The organism is Sorangium sp. So ce1014 (assembly GCF_051521505.1).
Taxonomy (GTDB): domain Bacteria; phylum Myxococcota_A; class Polyangia; order Polyangiales; family Polyangiaceae; genus Sorangium.
In genome coordinates, this window is sequence record NZ_CP150356.1 from 5,261,162 (window position 1) to 5,278,701 (window position 17,540).

The 17,540-nt window shown below is 72.1% G+C and carries 12 protein-coding genes and 1 tRNA gene; 6 read left to right on the top strand and 7 right to left on the bottom strand.

What is annotated here, in order from left to right; all coding sequences use genetic code 11:
• The first annotated feature begins 181 nt into the window (after nt 1-181).
• Nucleotides 182-1,450: a pseudouridine synthase gene (locus WME75_RS20055; protein ID WP_437493175.1), complete on the top strand. Its 1,269-nt coding sequence runs from the start codon at nt 182-184 to the stop codon at nt 1,448-1,450.
• Here the strand turns inward: WME75_RS20055 and WME75_RS20060 are convergent.
• Together WME75_RS20060 and WME75_RS20065 are read right to left on the bottom strand one after the other, a co-directional pair.
• Nucleotides 1,362-2,525, bottom strand: coding sequence for an AAA family ATPase (locus tag WME75_RS20060; RefSeq protein WP_437493177.1), 1,164 nt, complete (start codon nt 2,523-2,525; stop codon nt 1,362-1,364). The genes WME75_RS20055 and WME75_RS20060 overlap by 89 nt on opposite strands.
• A gap of 162 nt (nt 2,526-2,687) precedes the next feature.
• Nucleotides 2,688-2,762: transfer RNA gene (locus WME75_RS20065), tRNA-Gly, on the bottom strand.
• A gap of 414 nt (nt 2,763-3,176) precedes the next feature.
• On the opposite strand from WME75_RS20065, the gene WME75_RS20070 reads away from it, so the two are divergent.
• On the top strand, nt 3,177-4,406 hold the full coding sequence (locus tag WME75_RS20070) for an FHA domain-containing protein (RefSeq protein WP_437494874.1): 1,230 nt from the start codon (nt 3,177-3,179) through the stop codon (nt 4,404-4,406).
• 107 nt (nt 4,407-4,513) lie between these two features.
• Here WME75_RS20070 and amrB read toward each other — a convergent pair whose 3' ends face one another.
• Entirely contained in the window at nt 4,514-5,782 is a 1,269-nt protein-coding gene (amrB, locus tag WME75_RS20075; RefSeq protein ID WP_437493179.1) for an AmmeMemoRadiSam system protein B, read from the bottom strand.
• A gap of 275 nt (nt 5,783-6,057) precedes the next feature.
• Here amrB and WME75_RS20080 point away from each other — a divergent pair, with 275 nt between their 5' ends.
• Complete coding sequence (locus tag WME75_RS20080; protein WP_437493181.1) at nt 6,058-6,660, top strand: YkgJ family cysteine cluster protein; 603 nt, start codon at nt 6,058-6,060, stop codon at nt 6,658-6,660.
• Between the two features lie 9 nt (nt 6,661-6,669).
• Here WME75_RS20080 and WME75_RS20085 read toward each other — a convergent pair whose 3' ends face one another.
• Nucleotides 6,670-8,844 carry a RelA/SpoT family protein gene (locus WME75_RS20085; protein ID WP_437493182.1) on the bottom strand — a complete coding sequence of 725 codons (2,175 nt, stop codon included), beginning with the start codon at nt 8,842-8,844 and terminating at the stop codon, nt 6,670-6,672.
• 147 nt (nt 8,845-8,991) lie between these two features.
• Nucleotides 8,992-9,153: a hypothetical protein gene (locus WME75_RS20090; RefSeq protein WP_437493184.1), complete on the bottom strand. Its 162-nt coding sequence runs from the start codon at nt 9,151-9,153 to the stop codon at nt 8,992-8,994.
• Here WME75_RS20090 and hemW point away from each other — a divergent pair.
• Nucleotides 9,152-10,387 carry a radical SAM family heme chaperone HemW gene (gene hemW, locus WME75_RS20095; protein ID WP_437493186.1) on the top strand — a complete coding sequence of 412 codons (1,236 nt, stop codon included), beginning with the start codon at nt 9,152-9,154 and terminating at the stop codon, nt 10,385-10,387. The two genes, WME75_RS20090 and hemW, sit on opposite strands and share 2 nt — an antisense overlap.
• A gap of 83 nt (nt 10,388-10,470) precedes the next feature.
• Nucleotides 10,471-11,412 (top strand): pyridoxal-phosphate dependent enzyme, encoded by a 942-nt coding sequence (locus WME75_RS20100; protein ID WP_437493188.1) that lies wholly within the window; start codon nt 10,471-10,473, stop codon nt 11,410-11,412.
• Between the two features lie 53 nt (nt 11,413-11,465).
• On the opposite strand, the gene WME75_RS20105 is transcribed toward WME75_RS20100, so the two are convergent.
• The gene (locus WME75_RS20105) at nt 11,466-12,230 is read right to left on the bottom strand and encodes a carbon-nitrogen hydrolase family protein (RefSeq protein WP_437493190.1); all 765 of its coding nucleotides are present in this window, start codon (nt 12,228-12,230) and stop codon (nt 11,466-11,468) included.
• Between the two features lie 109 nt (nt 12,231-12,339).
• Nucleotides 12,340-12,759, bottom strand: a complete 420-nt coding sequence (locus WME75_RS20110) for a response regulator (RefSeq protein WP_437493192.1) — start codon at nt 12,757-12,759, stop codon at nt 12,340-12,342.
• Nucleotides 12,760-13,051: 292 nt separating this feature from the next.
• Between WME75_RS20110 and WME75_RS20115 the strand changes: the two genes are divergently transcribed.
• A complete protein-coding gene (locus WME75_RS20115) occupies nt 13,052-17,470 on the top strand; it encodes a protein kinase domain-containing protein (RefSeq protein ID WP_437493194.1) in 4,419 nt (1,472 codons plus the stop codon).
• The last annotated feature ends 70 nt before the right edge of the window (nt 17,471-17,540 follow it).

The following is a 17,540-nucleotide window of genomic DNA, read 5'->3' on the forward strand; positions in this document are numbered from 1 at the left end:
CGCCCCGGTGCTCCTGCCGCCGCAGGCGCTCGCCGCGGCGGACATGCGGGCGCGCCGGCGTCGACGTCGGCCTCGGGCCTGAGGAGAGCGCGGCACCAACGTTGGTCGACGCGGCGCGAGGGGCGTGCTTATCAGAGCCGCCGGCCGGCAGCGCAGCGTCGGCGTAGGTCCCGAGCACACCATGGAAGAACGTCTGCAGAAGATCATCGCGCGCGCCGGCGTGGCCTCACGCAGGTCGGCCGAGGAGCTCATCCTCGCCGGGCGGGTACGCGTGAACGGCCACGTCGTGACCGAGCTCGGCGTGAAGGCCGACCGGCAGAAGGATCGGATCGAGGTCGATGGCAAGCGCCTCGTCTCCGAGGCGCCGGTCTACCTGGCCCTGCACAAGCCGCGGAACGTCGTCTCGACCTTGAGCGATCCCGAGGGGCGCCCGACGGTCGCCGACTACGTGCGCGGCACCGGCGCGCGGCTCTACCCCGTGGGTCGGCTCGACTTCGCGACCAGCGGGATCCTGCTCATGACGAACGACGGCGACTTCGCCAACGCGCTGCTCCATCCGCGCGGCGGTGTGCCGAAGACGTACGTGCTGAAGGTCCAGGGGACCATGAGCGACGACGACCTCACGCCGTGGCGCGAGGGCATCCGCCTGGAGGACGGCGTCACGCTGCCGGCCGAAGCGCGGGTGCTCCGCCGCGAGGGCGACAAGACGTGGATCGAGGTGACCCTCCGCGAGGGTCGCAACCAGCAGATCCGGCGCATGGGCGAGGCGAGCGGCTGGCCCGTGATGCGCCTGGCCCGGACGACGTTCGCCGGCGTGACCTCGGAAGGGCTCCGGCCCGGAGAGTGGCGCGCTTTGAAGGTGGACGAGCTCACCCACATCCGCGAGTCGTTCGGCGTGCCCAAGCGCATCCGTGGCGCGATGATGGGCGCGTCGTCCGGACCGGTCGACCATCGCCGCACAGCGGGCTTGGCCCGGTCGAGCGCGAAGGCGTCGCCTCGACCTGGGCCGGAGGCCGGCGGCCCGGCCGCGCGCAGCCGCGGGCCCGCTGGGCCGAGGGCTCGCACGAGGACCCACGCCGACGTCCCGAGCGCATCCGGTCCGGCCCCCGCTGGGCCGAGGGCTCGCACGAGGACCCACGCCGACGTCCCGAGCGCATCCGGTCCGGCCCCCGCTGGGCCGAGGGCTCGCACGAGGACCCACGCCGACGTCCCGAGCGCATCCGGCCCGGCCCCCGCTGGGCCGAGGGCTCGCTCCAGGACCGGCGCCACCGCGCCGACGGCGCCCGGCCCGGCCCCCGCTGGGCCGAGGGCTCGCTCCAGGACCAGCGCCACCGCGCCGACGGCGCCCGGCCCGGCCCCCGCTAGATCTGCGCGAAACGCCCGCTCCGAAACGAAGCCTCGAGCAGCTGAGACACGCGCGCCTCGAGCTCGCGGGCGCGGGCGTCGTTGATGCCGGCAAGCGCCTGCTTGATCTCGCCGAGCGCCTTCAGCTGACTGAACAGCTGCACGTCACCGAGCGCGGCGCCGCCCGTGAGGATCTGCCGGATGCGGTCGATCTCCGCGGCGAGCGCCTCCACCCCGACACCGAGCGCGCCGACGCGGCGGCGATCCGGGTGCTCGCGGAAGAACGCCTCCAGCACCGGCTGCACGATGCCTTCGAGGATCGCCGCCTGATCCTGGTTGTTCCAGATGTGTTTGAGCACGAAGAAGTCGCTCGCGTCCGTGGTCTGACGGCCGTCGAGGTAGGCGCTGGCGGCGAAGAGCTTGAGCATCTTCACGACCCGGCGGTCGGAGAGCGATATCCCCTCGGCGCGGATCTGGAAGACCAGCCCCTTGTAGGCCGAGAGGAACGCGTCGCCGAAGTTCATCCGCGCGCCGAACCCCCGGCCGAGCTCGGCGAGCTCGCGCGCCGCGACGAGCGGGCGGAGCGGCTCGCCGGCCATGTGCCGGATCTCCTGCTGGATGCCGCGCTGGAGCAGCTCGCTGAAGTGGTAGGCGTCGAGGTTGTCGGACTGCACGCGCAGGAGGAAGCGGTCGAAGATCGCTGTCAGCGTCTCGTCGCCCGGCACCTCGTTCGAGGCCGCAAAGACGCTGAGGAGCGGGCAGCGGATCACCTGCCCGCCGCTCGAGAACTTGCGCTCGTTCAGCAGCGTGAGCAGCGCGTTCAGGATGGCGCTGTTCGACTTGAAGACCTCGTCGAGGAAGACGATCTCCGCCTCGGGGAGCATTCCCGACGTGTTCCGGCGGTAGACGCCCTCGCGGAAAGCGCCGATGTCGACCGGACCGAAGATCTCGTTCGGCTCGGTGAAGCGCGTGAGCAGGTACTCGAAGTACTGGGCCTGCATCAGCTCGGCGAGCGTGCGGATGAGCGCGCTCTTCGCGGTCCCGGGCGGGCCGAGGAGCACGCAATGCTCCCCCGCGACGACCGCGATCATGAGCAGGCGGATGATCTCGTCCTTGCCCAGGAACTGCCGCTCGAGGCTGTGGGCAAGCAGGCGCAGGCGCTCGTGGAGCGGAGCGGACATGAGGCGAATCCTCGTATCACAGGCCCGCCGCCCGGCGCATCGATCGCCGTAGCGCCCCGTGCGTTCCCGCGGCCCCCGCGCGCCGGGCAGTGGAACAAAACACAGAGGCCGGTGGGTCGCACCGGCCTCGCTGGTCTGCTCGCTGTTGCAGAGCCTATGTCGTGGAGCGGGAGACGGGATTTGAACCCGCGACGTCAACCTTGGCAAGGTTGCACTCTACCACTGAGTTACTCCCGCAGATGTCAATCGCCTGTTTCAGGAAATCATCATCTGATGGCACTTGTCAGAGAATTCCTGATTCGCGCCGGGTCATCACCGGAGGGCGTCTCCGTCGATGCGTGGCGGATGAGTACCAATCGGCGTGACCAGAGTCAAGCTCTCAAGAACAAAACCTTAAAACTTCCGTCGCCGGCAGGTTGCACGGCCGCTCTGGTCGAGTATTGTGTGGCCATTGCGAGCGAGGGGGCTCGCCAAGCAGCACCGCGCCACGGTGCCGCTCACAAAAGCCTTCGCGTTCGCGACAGCGGCACCGTGTGGCGTGCTCTTACATCATAAGGGTGCCCGCCGCTCGGCGCGCTCTTGGTTGGCCTGGGTCGACCAGGCGGGTCCTTTGGACTTGGGGGGAGCATGAACGAACAGACTGCTTTGCGAGTGGACGTTGCGGAGACGCCGGCACCGGTCCTTCAGAAGGATTTCCGGTCCGGAGTCCACGCCAAGCGACAGGACGATGATGGAGGGTGGGGGCTCGTCCTGATCGGTCTCGACGCCCCGCCGCGGATCGTGAGCCTCATGGACGGCGCCGTGATCGGCAGCGCCGCGCGCGACGGGCGCATCGAGGGGAGCGGTATCGCGCCGGAGCACGCCAAGATCAGCGTCCGCTCGGACGGTTGTTACATCGAGGACATGGATACCCACGACGGCACGTGGGTGAACGGCGTCCGCGCCCGGCGCATCGGCGTGATGCACGGCGACGTGGTGCGCCTCGGCCAGCAGCTCGCGATCTTCGTGGAGCGGCACCTCGCGCTGTACGACGGCGCGCCGTCGCGGCTCGGGCCGCTCGTGTTCGGCTCGAAGCAGCGCAAGGACTGGATCGACCCGGTGATGAAGCTGGTGCAGTCGGGCTCCAGCGTCTGCATCGAGGGCGCGCCCGGGGTCGGCAAGCGCACGCTGGCCCGCCTCGCGGCCGCGGTGCGCGAGGGCCTGGGGGAGACCCTGGTCGTCGACGGCGGCGCCGAGACCAAGCCGGTCATCCCGCCGGGCGCGCGGCCGATGACCTGGCTCGTCCTCGACGCCGATCGCCTGCCGCGCCCGCAGCAGCTGGAGATCGCGCACTCGGTCGGCCGCTCGAACGGCGTCAGCATCATCGCGACGACGGGGCAGCCGCTCGATCGGGCGGCCGGCGACGGGCGGGTGGCGCCGTGGTTCGCGTCGCTCTTCTCCGGCAAGCGGATCACGATCCCGACGCTCGAGATGCGGCGCGAGGACGTGCCGCTCATCGTGCGCGACATCGCGGAGCGCAACGCGATCGGCCTCGATCGCTTCACCCCGCAGCTCCTGGAGGCGCTCGTCCGCGCCGGCTGGCCGGGCGGCGTGCCGCAGCTCGAGTCCGCCATCGTGACGGCGGCCCAGGCCTCGCCGGACGGCCCGCTCTCCGTCACGCCGATCGCGGGCTCGCTCGCGCGCGGCCCGCGCGTGAAGCCGAACCTCCCGCCGGCGACGGATCCGTCGCTCGCGCGCGCCCGCCTCGAGGACGCCCTCGCCCGGGCCAACGGCTCCGTGGCGTCGGCTGCGCGCGCCCTGGGCATGTCGCGGCAGGCGATCTACCGCGAGGCCGACCGGCTCGGCCTCGACATCGCGCGCCGCAGGGTCCCGCGCGGCTGAGCTGATCGCCGCCCCACGCCCGGGAGCCTCGCGGCGCGCCAGCGCCGGCAGGGGCTCCCGGCGCGCCTCATGACGAAGCGCAGTGCGCGCCGGGCAGGCGCGTACCTTCAGCCGTAGAATCCGAGAGACGTGTGGCTGACGATCGATCCCTCCTCGGGGTCGATGCACTGCTCGTAGTTCAGCAGCTCTCCGCGCGACGACGGCGGGAGCGCGCGGAGCAACGTGTAGATGGGGCCGAGGCCGCAGACGCGACGGGTGCCGAGGTCCTCTGCGACGTCGGCGAAGAAGCCCGGCGGATCGACCGACGTTGCGCGCTCGATCGAGGCGAGATCGCGATCGCGCAGCGTCATCCGCTGGCGCTCGCCGAGCGGCGCGGGGTCGCCGAAGCGCGGACCGACGTGGGCGAGGTCTGCCCCTGCGATCACGAGGACGCGCCCGGGGCGCCGCGCCAGGGCGTCGCGGAGCGACGTCAGGAACGACTCGGCGCCGTCGTCCTGCGCGGGGTCGCGGCGCCGCGCCTGGCATTCCGAGAGGCCACAGAGGATGGGCACGATCGACACCGCGCGGTCGCCGAGGAGGTGCCGGACGAACACGGCCTGGAACTCGATCGAATGCTCGTTCTTGTGCAGGTACTGATCCTCGTGCACGTCGAAGCGGCTCGCGGCCGCGAGCTCCGCGATCATCTCGCGATCCGGATCGAGCGGGCCGAGCGGCGTCGCGAACGTCTTCTCGCAAACGGCATACGGGCGCCGCATCGGGGCGTGCGACGTCCCGAGCAGAACGAAGGTGTCGACCTTCTCCAGCCCCGGCGCCGCCAGCGCCTGCTCGAGCGCGGCGTAGGCATGCCCATAGCCCGCCGCGGCGCGCCAGAGGTCCATGTGCGGCGCGCAGAGCCCGACCATGCGCTTCGGCGCGCCCTGCGCCGCGGCGGCGCGCGTCGCTCCGCCCTGCGGCCGCGCGCCCCGGAGACACTGGCGCTCGATGAAATCGGCGAGCCTCAGCCGATCGCCGTGGTACGCGCCGCCCGCGTGGGCAGCCACCCGGATCGGCGACGCGTCGAACGACCGCACGACCGTCCGCCGGCGCGCGTGGAACCGCGGGCTGTCGAGCATCCACGCGCGTTCCAGCTCGTCGGCCAGCTGCGCCACGTGGGCGGCATCCACCTGCTGGCCCGTCGACCGGGAGACGTCGCGCGCGATCTCGTCGACCGATCGCCGCCCGTCGAAGCGCGCGAGCACCGCGGAGCGCGCGGCGGGCACGACGACGGCGGACGGCGCGATGCCCTCTGTGTCGCGCAGCATCAGCGCGCGGCCGTGACGCTCATCCTGGATGACGATGACCTCCAGAGCTCGGAGCTTCGGGCGCAGGGACGACATCCATCGCGAGGATAGCGCGTGCGCGCCCGCCGCCCAGCATGCACCCTCGCGCGCCCTGCCGCAGCGCCGACGGCCCCCTCGGTCGCAGGGGGCAGCTCGCTCCGGAACGGACCGCGCTGGTGCCACGCGTTAAAGCTCCCCTCAGGATCGCGGATTGCCGCTTCGCGGCGGAGCCGCGTGGCACTAGGCTCGTTCCTCGGGATCCGCCCCGCTCCGCCCCCGCCTCGCGCCGGCCACCGTCGTGCGCGCGGACGCACGAGAGCTCGCCCTGACGAATGCGCCGCACCGCGACCCCTGAGCCGCACGCCCGTGAAGCCGATCTGCTCGCCGAGCTCTCGGCCGTGTACCGCGAGGCGGAGGAGGTCTTCCACGGCTGGACCTGCCAGGCCTCGACCGAGTGCTGCCGGTTCGGCGTCACGGGTCGCGAGCCGTATGTGACGTCCATCGAGCTCGCCGCCGTCCGGCGCGCGATCGCGGCCCGTGGCGGCCCGCGGGCGCTCCAGGGAATCGTGCGAGCCAGCGGGACCGGAGCGCCCGAGCAGCCCTCGTCCGCCGGCGAGCCGAGCCGTCGGCGCGCGCTGCCGCAAGCCTCGGAGCGGCGGTGTCCGATGCTCACCGACGCTGGCCGCTGCGCGATCTACGCCGCGAGGCCGCTCGGGTGCCGCACGTTCTTCTGCGATCGCGCCACCGCCGGATCCCCGGTGCGCCACCACGACGTGACCCGGCTCGTCCGCAAGGTGCAGGAGGTCGCAGCGCGGCACGAGCCGAGCGGCGACCTCGGCCGCCCGCTCACCCGCGCGCTCGCGGACGCCGGACCGGGCGCCGGGGGTGGACCGCCCAGGACGAGCGGCGCGGCGCGCGCTCGCCGCGGTCGCTGACGCGCCGGCTCAGGTCCGCTCGACGGCCATCACGCCGGGGATCCGCTGCAGGTGCCGGATGACGCTCTTCAGCTGCGCGAGGTCGGAGCAGAGGAAGGTGAACGTGTTCATCGCCCGGCCATCATCGCCCGCCCGACAGGTCGCCTCGCTGATGTTGATGCCCTGCTCGTGGAACGTATGGCCCACCGTCGCCAGGATGCCCGGCCGGTTCGCCGTCATCACCTTGATCTGCACCGGGCGGTTGATCTTCGCGCGCGAGTCCCACGAGATCTCCACGCGTCGCTCCGGGTCCGTGTCGAACGCCTTGGCGCAGTTGCGGCGGTGGACCGTGATGCCGCGGCCGCGCGTGATGAACCCGACGATCTCGTCGCCGGGGAGCGGGTTACAGCACTTCGTGTAGCGAACGAGGACATCGTCGATGCCGTTCAGGCGGATGCCGTGGCTGTCGCGCCCCGTGACCTTGCGGACGAGCGACTCGATGCGCCCCTCCTTGATCGACTCGGGCGGCGGCGTCGGGGTGCCCTTCTCGTTCTCCTTGGGGGTGGGCGCGAGGAACTCGCACACCGCGCGGACGCTCACCTTGCCGTAGCCGACCGCGATGAACAGCTCGTCGGCCGAGGAGACGCCGAACCGCTCCATGACCTTGCGCAGCTCGGCCTCGTTCTTCGTGAGACGGCTCAGGCTCATGCTCCGCTGGTGCATCTCCTTCTCGAGGAGCTCGCGGCCGAGCTTGAGCGACTTCTCTCGCTGCTCCGTGCGCAGGTAGTTGCGGATCTTGGAGCGCGCGCGGCTGGTCGACACGTAGTCGAGCCAGTCCTTCGAGGGGTGCTGGCTCGGGTTGGTCATCACCTCGACGACGTCACCGTTCCGGAGCTTCGAGCGGAGCGGGACGATGGCGCCGTTGACCCGCGCCCCCGAGCAGTGATCGCCGACCTTCGTGTGGATCGCGTAGGCGAAGTCGATCGGTGTCGAGCCGCGGGGGAAGACGCGCACGTCCCCCTTCGGCGTGAAGACGTACACCTCGTCCTGGAACAGGTCGACCTTGACGCTCTCGAGGAACTCGGCCGGGTCCTTGAGCTCCTTCTGGAACTCCATCAGCTGGCGTAGCCAGCCGAACCGCGCGGCGTCCTTCGGGTCGATGCCGCCGGAGTTGTTCTCCTTGTATTTCCAGTGCGCGGCGATGCCCTGCTCCGCCACGCGGTGCATGTCGTGGGTGCGGATCTGGATCTCGATCCGCTCGCGCCCAGGTCCGATGACCGTCGTGTGCAGCGACTGGTACATGTTCGGCTTGGGCAGCGCGACGTAATCCTTGAAGCGGCCGGGGACCGGGGTCCATTGCGAGTGGATGACGCCGAGCGTCGCGTAGCAGTCGGCGACCGACTCGACGAGCACGCGGAACGCGATGACGTCGTAGACCTGATCGAAGTCGCACTGCTGCGCCTGCATCTTGCGCCAGATCGAGTAGAGGTGCTTCGCGCGGCCGGTGACGTCGACCGCGAAGCCCTGCTCCGCGAGCTTGCCCGCGAGCACCTTCGAGACCTCGTGGATGTACTTGTCGCGCTCCTTCGCGGTCGTCTTGACCTTCTGCGAGAGGTCCGACCAGGCCTCCGGCTCGACGTACCTGAACGAGAGGTCCTCGAGTTCGCTCTTGAAGCGCGCGATGCCGAGGCGGTTCGCGAGCGGGGCGTAGATCTCCATCGTCTCCCGGGCGATCCGGTCCTGCGCCTCGGGCTTCATGAACTCGAGGGTTCGCATGTTGTCGAGGCGGTCGCACAGCTTCACGAGGAGCACGCGGATGTCGCGCGCCATCGCCACCAGCATCTTGCGGAAGTTCTCGGCTTGCCGGTCTTCCTTGGAGGCGAAGTTGATCTTCGAGAGCTTCGTCACGCCGTCGACGAGGAACGCCACCTCCTGGCCGAAGCTGTTCTCGATGTCGGTGGTCGTCGCGAGGGTGTCCTCGACGACGTCGTGCAGGAGCCCGGCGCAGACGCTCGCCGTGTCCAGCTTGAGCTCGGTGATGATCGCGGCGACGCTCGCCGGGTGGGAGAAATACGGGTCGCCGCTCTTGCGGGTCTGCCCCCTGTGAGCGTCAGAGCTGTAGGCGTAAGCCCGGGCGATGAGATCGACGTCTGCAGCGGGCTGATAGGTCCGAACGCGATCGACAAGCTCCGTCAACGTCAGCATGAAGAGTTCGGCGGGCGCAATGCGCCCCCTCCCTTTCGCACGCTAACACCGCGATCTAGACCCCGCAATTGTGTCACCATGCGCGTGCCCGGCGCCGTGCTGCGCGCCGCCGATCGATTCTCGTTTCTCGTTCTCGTGTTGGTTGCCTCAGCCGCGTCCGTCGCCTCGGTCGCGCCGGCTGCGCAGGTCGCCTCCACCACATCGGTTGCGTCGGCTGTTCGTCGCATCCGTCGCGTCCGTCGCGTCCGTCGCGTCCGTCGCGTCCGTCGCGTCCATCACGTTCGTTGCATCGATTGCATCCGTTTTCATGGATTACATGGAGCCGATCACCGCCTACGTCCACTTCCCGTGGTGCCTCAAGAAGTGTCCCTACTGCGACTTCGTCTCTTTCGCGAAAGCGCGGGAGGCGATCGACCACCGGGGCTATGCCGACGCCGTGCTGGCCGAGCTCCGGAAGCGAGCGGAGGCGCTGGGCGAGCGCGAGCTGCGGAGCGTGTTCTTCGGCGGCGGGACGCCGTCCCTGTGGGAGCCGGAGGAGATGGGCAGGGTGCTGTCCGCCATCACCGCGGCCGCCGGCCGGCTCTCGCCAGACATCGAGGTGACCGTCGAATGCAATCCGACCTCGCTCGATGAGCAGCGCGCCCGAGCGTTCCGAGCGATCGGAGTCAACCGACTGAGCGTCGGCGTTCAGGGGCTCGACGTGGAACGCCTCCGGTTCCTCGGGCGCCTGCACGACCCAGACGGCGGGCTCGGCGCGCTCTCAGCGGCGCTCCGATCCGGAATGCCGCGCGTGAGCGGCGACCTCATCTACGGTGTCGCGGTGGGGACGGCCGACGAAGCACGAGAGCAACGCCCCGAGCATGCCGCCGCCGAGGCGCGCGCGGTGGCCTCGACAGGGGTGACCCACATCTCGGCGTACAGCCTCACCGTCGAGCCCGGCACCTCGTTCGGAGAGCTGGCGCGGCGCGGGCGCCTGCCGCTCGCCGCAGACGAAGGGGTGGCAGACACGTTCTTCGCGATCGACGAGGCGCTCGAGGCAGCGGGGCTCGCCCACTACGAGATCTCGAACTACGCGAAGCCGGGCCACGAGGCGCGCCATAACCTCGGCTACTGGCAAGGCATCGATTACGTCGGGCTCGGGTGCGCCGCCTACGGGACCGTGTCGCGCCCGGATCCGCGCTGGGGCCTGCGCGCGGAGGGCAGCGGCGAGGCGCTCGCGCTCCGGTACCGGAACGTCGTGAGCCCGGACCGGTACATGGCCGTGATGGCCGAGGGCGGCGAGGCGATCCCCGTGGAGAGCGACGAACGGCTCGACCCAGAGACGCGCCTGTCCGAGCGGATCATGCTCGGGCTCAGGCTGCGCGAGGGGTTCGATCTGGAGGCCGCCGCGGCGGCGCTCGGCGTGGCGGCATGGCCCGCCGCGCGACGGCGGGCCGCGGAGCGGCTCGAGCGCGCCGGCCGCCTCGAGGTGACCGGCGGGCGGCTCCGCGTCCCGCGGGCCGCCTGGGTCTTCACCGACGGCATCGCGGCCGACCTGTTCTGACGCCGCGCCGCGATCGCGGGCGCGCGATGCGCGAGGCGCTCGCGGTGGACGTCGGGCGCAGACCGCGCTCCGATGCTCGTCCCATGAGCCCCCTGCCGACGATCGAGGACATCCGTCGCGCCGCCTCCCGCCTCGCGCCGCACGCCCACGTGACCCCCGTCATGACCAGCCGGACGATCGACGGCATCGCGGGCGCGCGCGTCTTCTTCAAGTGCGAGAACCTCCAGCGGGTCGGGGCGTTCAAGTTCCGCGGCGCGTGCAACGCGGTCCTGTCCCTCCCGGACGAGGAGGCACGGCGCGGCGTCGCGACCCACTCGTCGGGCAACCACGCCGCCGCGCTCGCGCTCGCCGCCCGCATCCGCGGCATCGCCGCGCACATCGTCATGCCCTCGAGCGCGCCCGCCGTGAAGCGCGCGGCCGTGGAGGGCTACGGCGCCCGGATCGTGACCTGCGCCCCCACGCTCCGGTCGCGCGAAGAGGCGCTCGCCAGCGTGCTGTCCGAGACGGACGCTATCCTGGTCCACCCGTACAACGACGCGCGCGTCATCGCCGGCCAGGGCACGGCCGCGCTGGAGCTCGCGAGCCAGGTGGAGGATCTCGACGTCGTGGTCGCGCCCGTCGGCGGCGGCGGGCTGCTCTCGGGCACCGCCATCGCGATCAGCTCGCTGCCCCACGCGCGCACGATCGGCGCCGAGCCCGAGGCGGCGGACGACGCGGCGCGATCGCTGCGCCAGGGGACCCTCCTGCCCTCGAACGACCCGACCACGATCGCGGACGGCCTCCGCACCTCGCTCGGCGAGCTCACCTTCGCGGTCCTGCGCGAGCGCGGGGTCGAGATCGTCACCGTCGGCGAAGAGGACATCGTCAAGGCGATGCGCGTCGTCTGGGAGCGGATGAAGATCCTCATCGAGCCGAGCTCGGCGGTCCCTGTGGCGGCGGTCCTGCTGCGCAAGGTCCAGGGAGCGCGGATCGGCGTCATCCTGAGCGGGGGAAACGTCGACCTGAGCCGGCTCCCGTTCGTCTGAGCGCGATCGCGCGCGCGGCGCCGCGCGGGCGCACCGGCGCTCCCCGGGCTCCCTCAGCTGCCGCGCCGGTCCTGCGCGAGGCCCAGGGCGGCGCGCACCACGCTCGGCCCCGGACCGGGCGGCGCCACCGCGATCGACCGCCCCTGCGCGTCGAGGATGCGCGATCCGCCCTGGCCGCCCAGCGCGGGGCGGGACGGCCCCCAGTTCGCGTTCACGATCGCGATGCGATGACGCCGGGCGAGGGGGGGCAGGAGCTCGGCGCGCGCATCCCCCTCCCCGGCCGGATCGACCCAGGCCGTCGGGAAGAGCAGCAGATCGGCCTCGTCGAGCGCCTCGCCCGCGTCCTCGGAGAGGAAATGGATGTCGAAGCAGATCGCGACCGCCACCTTCACGCCGAGCAGATCGAGGACCGGGGACCCCAGATCGCCCGGAGCCGCCCAGCGCTCCGGGAACCACGGGTGACGCTTGCGGTAGTGGCCGACGCGCCGCCCGTCGCCGTCGAAGACGAGCAGGCTGTTGTAGAAGCGACCCCGGCTCTCCTCGACGAGCGGGCCCGCCAGCGCGATCCCGTGCTCGCGCGCGAGCTCGGCGAGCCGCTGCGCGGACTCGCCGTCGAGCGGCTCCGCGAAGCGGCGCAGATCGCTGTCGCCCCTCGGCGAGAGATAGCCCGTAAGGATGAGCTCGGGCAGCAGCACGAGCTCGGCCCCGGCCAGCGCGGGCGAGCCGAGGAGACCGTCGATCTCCGCGAGCGCGCCTCGCCGATCGCCGAAGCGCTGCGGCAGCTCGAGCGCGACCACATCGAGGGAGCGGGCGCTCACCGGGATCGCCCGGCGCTCCCGCGCCGCGACCGGGAGCGCGCGCTGACCGGCGGCGATCCTGTCAACTCGCCCTGGACAGCGCGCCGAAGAGCCACCGGGCGCGCTCGGCTCAGCGGAGGTTCCGCGTCACGTTGAGCTGGTGCAGGCTCACCGCCAGGTCGACCTGGCGGCGCAGATCCGAGGCGATCCAGGGCTTCGTGATGATCCGGAACATCGCGCTCTCCCGGGAGATCTTCTGGATCTGCTCCACATCGGTCGGCGCGCAGACCAGCACCGGCACGTAGCTCAGCCCCTGCCGGCGCAGCTCGCGCAGCAGCGCGAGCCCGCTGAAATGAGGCATGCGGTAGTCCGCGACGACCACGGAGGGCGGCTCCTTCACCGCCGCTGCCAGCGCGCGGCGCGGATCGCCGAAGGTGCGGACCTGGTAGCCGGAGCGGAGCGCCCGCTCCATGAGGTCCAGGTTGCTCTCCTCGTCGTCGACGGCGTAGAGGAGCGTTCCTTGGCCCCGACCACTCGAAGGTGGCGGCATGCTGCCGGAATGCGGGGCATTGCCCATCAAGCGCGAGGGTATCAGACCTCGTCCTCCCGCACCACGCGCTCAAGCCGAAGTAATCCCGGTTGCCTGAATCACCCCCAGCGCAAGACGGCGAAGCACGCTCGCCACGGTACGGTAGAGTGGGGGCGCCTTCGAGACCCGGCCAGGCCCCACCGTCGCTGCCTCGGCCGCCGCCGCCGGCCTCGGGCCGCGCGAGCGATCAACCTGGGCCGGAAGCAGCGTTCACGATCCACTCCGGCGGCGTTCGGCTGTAAGAGATCAAGAGATGTCCGCTCGCGATGGATTGCTCGAGGTCGGCGCGCTCGTGGACGGCCGGTATCAGGTGCTCGGCCATCTCGGCAGCGGCGGTCATAGCGTCGTCTACGATGCGCGCCAGATCGTGACCACCCAGCGCGTGGCGCTCAAGCTGCTGCGACCCGAGGCGCTGCGGCGCTCGCGCGAGTCCGGCTCGCAGGAGGCGCGCTTCGAGCGGGAGATGCAGGTCATCGCCCAGATGAGCCACCCGAACATCGTCCGGCTCCTCGACGCCGGGCGCCTGCCCGAAGGCGAGCTCTACCTGGCGCTGGAGTACGTCGACGGCGAGACGCTGACCGCGCGCTGCCAGCGCACGAGGGGGATCGAGCCGAACGAGGCGAAGCGGCTGATGCTCCAGGTGCTCGACGCCATCGGCTTCGCGCACGAGCGCGGCGTCGTGCATCGCGACCTCAAGCCGCACAACATCATGGTCGCCGGCACAGGCAAGCGGACGCTCGTCAAGGTGCTCGACTTCGGCATCGCCGCGCTCATCGGCGAGGCGCGCTCCGCCGACTACCGCGCGCTCACGCCCACCGGCGAGTTCAACGGGACCCCGGCCTACATGGCCCCGGAGCAGCTCGTGCAGGCCACCCCGACCACGGCGGCGGACATCTACGCATGGGGGCTCACCTTTCTCGAGTGCCTGATCGGCGCGCCCGTGATGCACGAGGCGACGGTCGCCGAGGTCATCTTCCGCCAGCTGAGCCCCGAGCCGGTGCCCATCCCCCGCGCGCTCCGCGGCCACCCCCTCGGCGCGCTGCTCGAGCACGCGACCGCCAAGTCGCCGGCGCACCGCTTCCGGTCCGCCCGCGAGGCCTTCGAGCTGCTGGAGGACTGCGACGTGTCGACGATCCCGTGGCCGCTGCCGCGCGACAAGGAGCGCGGCGGCTCGCTGGAGCAGCGGGCGATCGCGACGCGCGCGGTGCACCCGGCCGAGGTGGACCAGGAGACGCAGCTCGTGCCCTCCGAGCCCGAGTCGCCGCCGGGCACGCAGCGCAGGTCTCCCGAGCAGCAGCGGCAGGACGAGCGGCTCGGCGCAGCGCCCACGCTCGCGATCCCGGGCCGCAGCTTCGCGCCCGCCGAGCCGCCGGCGAGGCCGATCCGCAACGCGTCGATCCAGCTCGACACCGCCGAGAGCCCGCAGACGGGTCCGAAGCTCAGCTTCCGCCCGAGCGCCCCGCCCGGGACGCGCCCGGTGACCCTCACCGGCCGCGGCGAGCGCCGCCAGCTCACCGTGCTGGTCTGCGGGCTCGCCAGCGCCGAGCGCATCGCGGACACGGTCGACAGCGAGGCGTTCCACGAGCTCGTGCAGATGTACCAGGCCGCGTGCGCGCAGGTGATCGGGGCGCAGGAGGGGGTGTTCGTCCGCTCGCCCGGCGAGGAGACGATCGCCTACTTCGGCCACCCCGTGGCGAAGGAGGACGACGCCCTCCGCGCCGTGCAGGCGGCGCTCGATCTTGTCGAGCACATGTCCCACCTGAGCGGGCGGGAGCTCGTGTCCTTGCCCCTGTCGGTGCAGGTCGGCGTGCACACCGGGATCGTCGTCGTGGCGGACAGCGACGCCGTGCCGTCGCTCGCCGGCCCGACCCTGAACGCCGCGACGCAGCTGAAGGCCCACGCCGAGCCGGGCACGGTGCTCGTCAGCCGCGCCACGCAGAAGCTCATCGAGGGCTATTACTACGTGGACGCGCTCGGCGAGATCAGCCCGAAGGGCGCGCGCCAGCCGCTCGAGGTCTTCGCGGTGCACGGGCGCACGACCGCGCGGGACCGGCTCGACGCGAGGATGCACCAGGGGCTCACCCCGCTCGTCGGGCGGGACAGCGAGCTCGACGAGCTCGCGGCCCGGTGGGCGCGGGCCGCAGACGGCGCCGGGCAGGTCGTGCTGATGACGGGCGAGGCCGGCATCGGCAAATCGCGGAGCGTGCGCGCCTTCCGCGACCGGCTAACGGGGACGCCGCACCTCTGGCTCGAGGCGCGCTGCTCGCCGCAGCTCCAGAACAGCGCGTTCTATCCGGTGATCGAGCTGCTCAACGCGCTGCTCGCGGGCGACCGCGACCGCGCGAGCACGCTGAGCGGCTCGGCCGCGGCGCCGAGCGAGCGCGGCGCGGCGCTGGAGCAGGGCGGAGGCCGGCTCGCCCGGCTGGAGCAGCTGCTCGCCGAGGCGGAGGCGGGGCCGCTCGCCGTGCCGCTGCTCGCCGCGCTGCTGTCGATCCCGACCGAGGGGCGCCACGCCGCGCCGGCGCTCACCCCGCAGCGCCAGCGGCAGGAGACCATCGCCTCGCTCCTGCAGCTCTTCCTCGGGCTCGCCGATCGGCAGCCGCTCGTGCTCACGGCCGAGGACCTGCACTGGGCCGATCCGTCGACCCTGGAGCTGCTCGGTCGGCTGATCGACGAGGGGAGGCCGTCGCCGCTGCTGCTGCTCCTGACCGCGCGCCCCACGTTCACGCCGCCGTGGCCGCTGCGATCGCACTTCACCCAGATCTACCTCGCCCCGCTCAGCGCCGAGCGGATGCAGGCGCTCATCCAGCAGCTGGCCGGCGCCTACGCCACGAGCAGCGCGTCGGCCATCCAGGCCCCCCCGCTTCCGGACGAGGTGATCCGGACGCTCGCCGAGCGCAGCGACGGCGTCCCGCTGTTCGCCGAGGAGCTCACGCGCATGATCCTCGAGTCGGCCTCCGCGAGGGCGGCCGCAGGCGAGTCGGCCGGCACGCCGAGCGCCTCGCGCGGGTGGATGGGCACCCTCGAGATCCCGACCACCCTCCAGCACTCGCTGACGTCGCGCCTCGACCGCCTCGGCCCGGCGAAGGAGGTCGCGCAGCTCGGCGCGGTGTTCGGCCGATCGTTCGGCTACGAGGCGCTCGAGCTCTGCGCGGGCGGCGCGGGCGGCGAGCCGCTCCTCATGGCGGCGAGCCCGGCGCCGTTGCGCGAGGCGCTCGCGCAGCTCGTCGACGCCGAGCTGCTCTTCCAGCGGGGGCGCCCCCCGCGCGCGACGTACACGTTCAAGCACGCGCTGGTGCAGGACGCGGCCTACCAGTCGCTGCTCCGCAGCACCCGGCAGGTGTACCACGCGCGCATCGCCGCCGTCCTCGCCGAGCGCTTCCCCGAGACGCCGCCCGAGCTGCTCGCGCACCACTACACCGAGGCCGCGCTGATCGGCCCCGCCATCGCCGCCTGGCAGCGCGCGGGGGAGACCTCGCTCATCTCGTCCGCGCACGCCGAGGCGATCAGCCACCTCCGCCGCGGGCTCGATCTCCTCAAGCAGCTGCCTGAGACGAAGGAGCGGACGCGCGACGAGATCACGCTGCAGACGACGCTCGGCGTCCCGCTGATGATCACGCGCGGCTACGCCGCCCCGGAGGTCGAGGCGGCGTACGCGCGCGCGCACGCGCTCTGCCGCGAGGCGGGCTCCTCGCCGCAGCTCTTCCCCGCGCTGTGGGGGCTCTGGATCTTCTTCCACGTCCGCGGCGATTACGCGCTGGCGGAGCAGCACGGCGAGCAGCTGCTCGCGCTCGCCGAGAGCACCGGCGACCCCGGCATCTCGCTGGGCGCTCACCAGGCGCTCGGCGCGACGCGCTTCCTCCGGGGGCACCTCTACGAGGCCCGCGAGCACTTCAACAAGGTGCTCTCGATGTACGACCCCGCGCGTCACCTGCCGCTCGCCTTCCTCTTCGGCCATGACGCCGCGGCGTTCTCGCTGTCGCACCTCGCCTGGATCTCGTTCCACCTCGGCGAACCGGAGCGGGCCAAGGCCTCGATCGACGAGGCGATCGCGCTGTGCGAGGAGCTGAACCAGCCCGTGAGCCGCGGCTTCGTCGAGCACTTCGCCGCCGTGCTGTGCTGCCTGCTCGGCGATCTCGCCGGCGCGGAGGCGCACGCGCTCGTGCTCAGCAAGCTCTCCGAGGAGGTGGGCATGCCCCACTGGGCGGCGCTCAGCCAGATCGATCTCGGCTGGGCGACGGCGGCGCGCGCCGCGCAGGGGCCGGCCGGCGAGGCGGCGCGCGCGCGCCACGCAGAGGGCGCCGCGCGCATCCGCGGCGGACTGACGATGCTGATGAGCGTCGGCAGCCGCGTGTCGCTGACCTACTGGCGATCGGCGCTCATCGAGGCGGAGCTCGGCGCGGGCAACGTCGACGAGGCGAGCGCGCTGCTCGACGACACGCGGGCCTTCGTCGACAAGAGCGACGAGCGCTACTTCGAGGCCGAGCTCTACCGCCTCGAGGGCGAGATCGCGCTCGCTCGCGGCACACCGACCGCCGCGGAGGCGCGGGCGCGCGCCGAGGCCGCCTTCCGGAAGGGGCGCGAGATCGCCGAGCGGCAGGCCGCGCGCGGCCTGGTGACCCAGACGTTCGGGCGCCGCGGAGCGCGAGCCGATGCGGCGGGAGAGCGCTGAAGGAACCGTGAAGGGCAGCGCGCGCGCGACGGCGCGACGCGGCGGAGGGAGCTCCGGCAGGAGCGTCGAC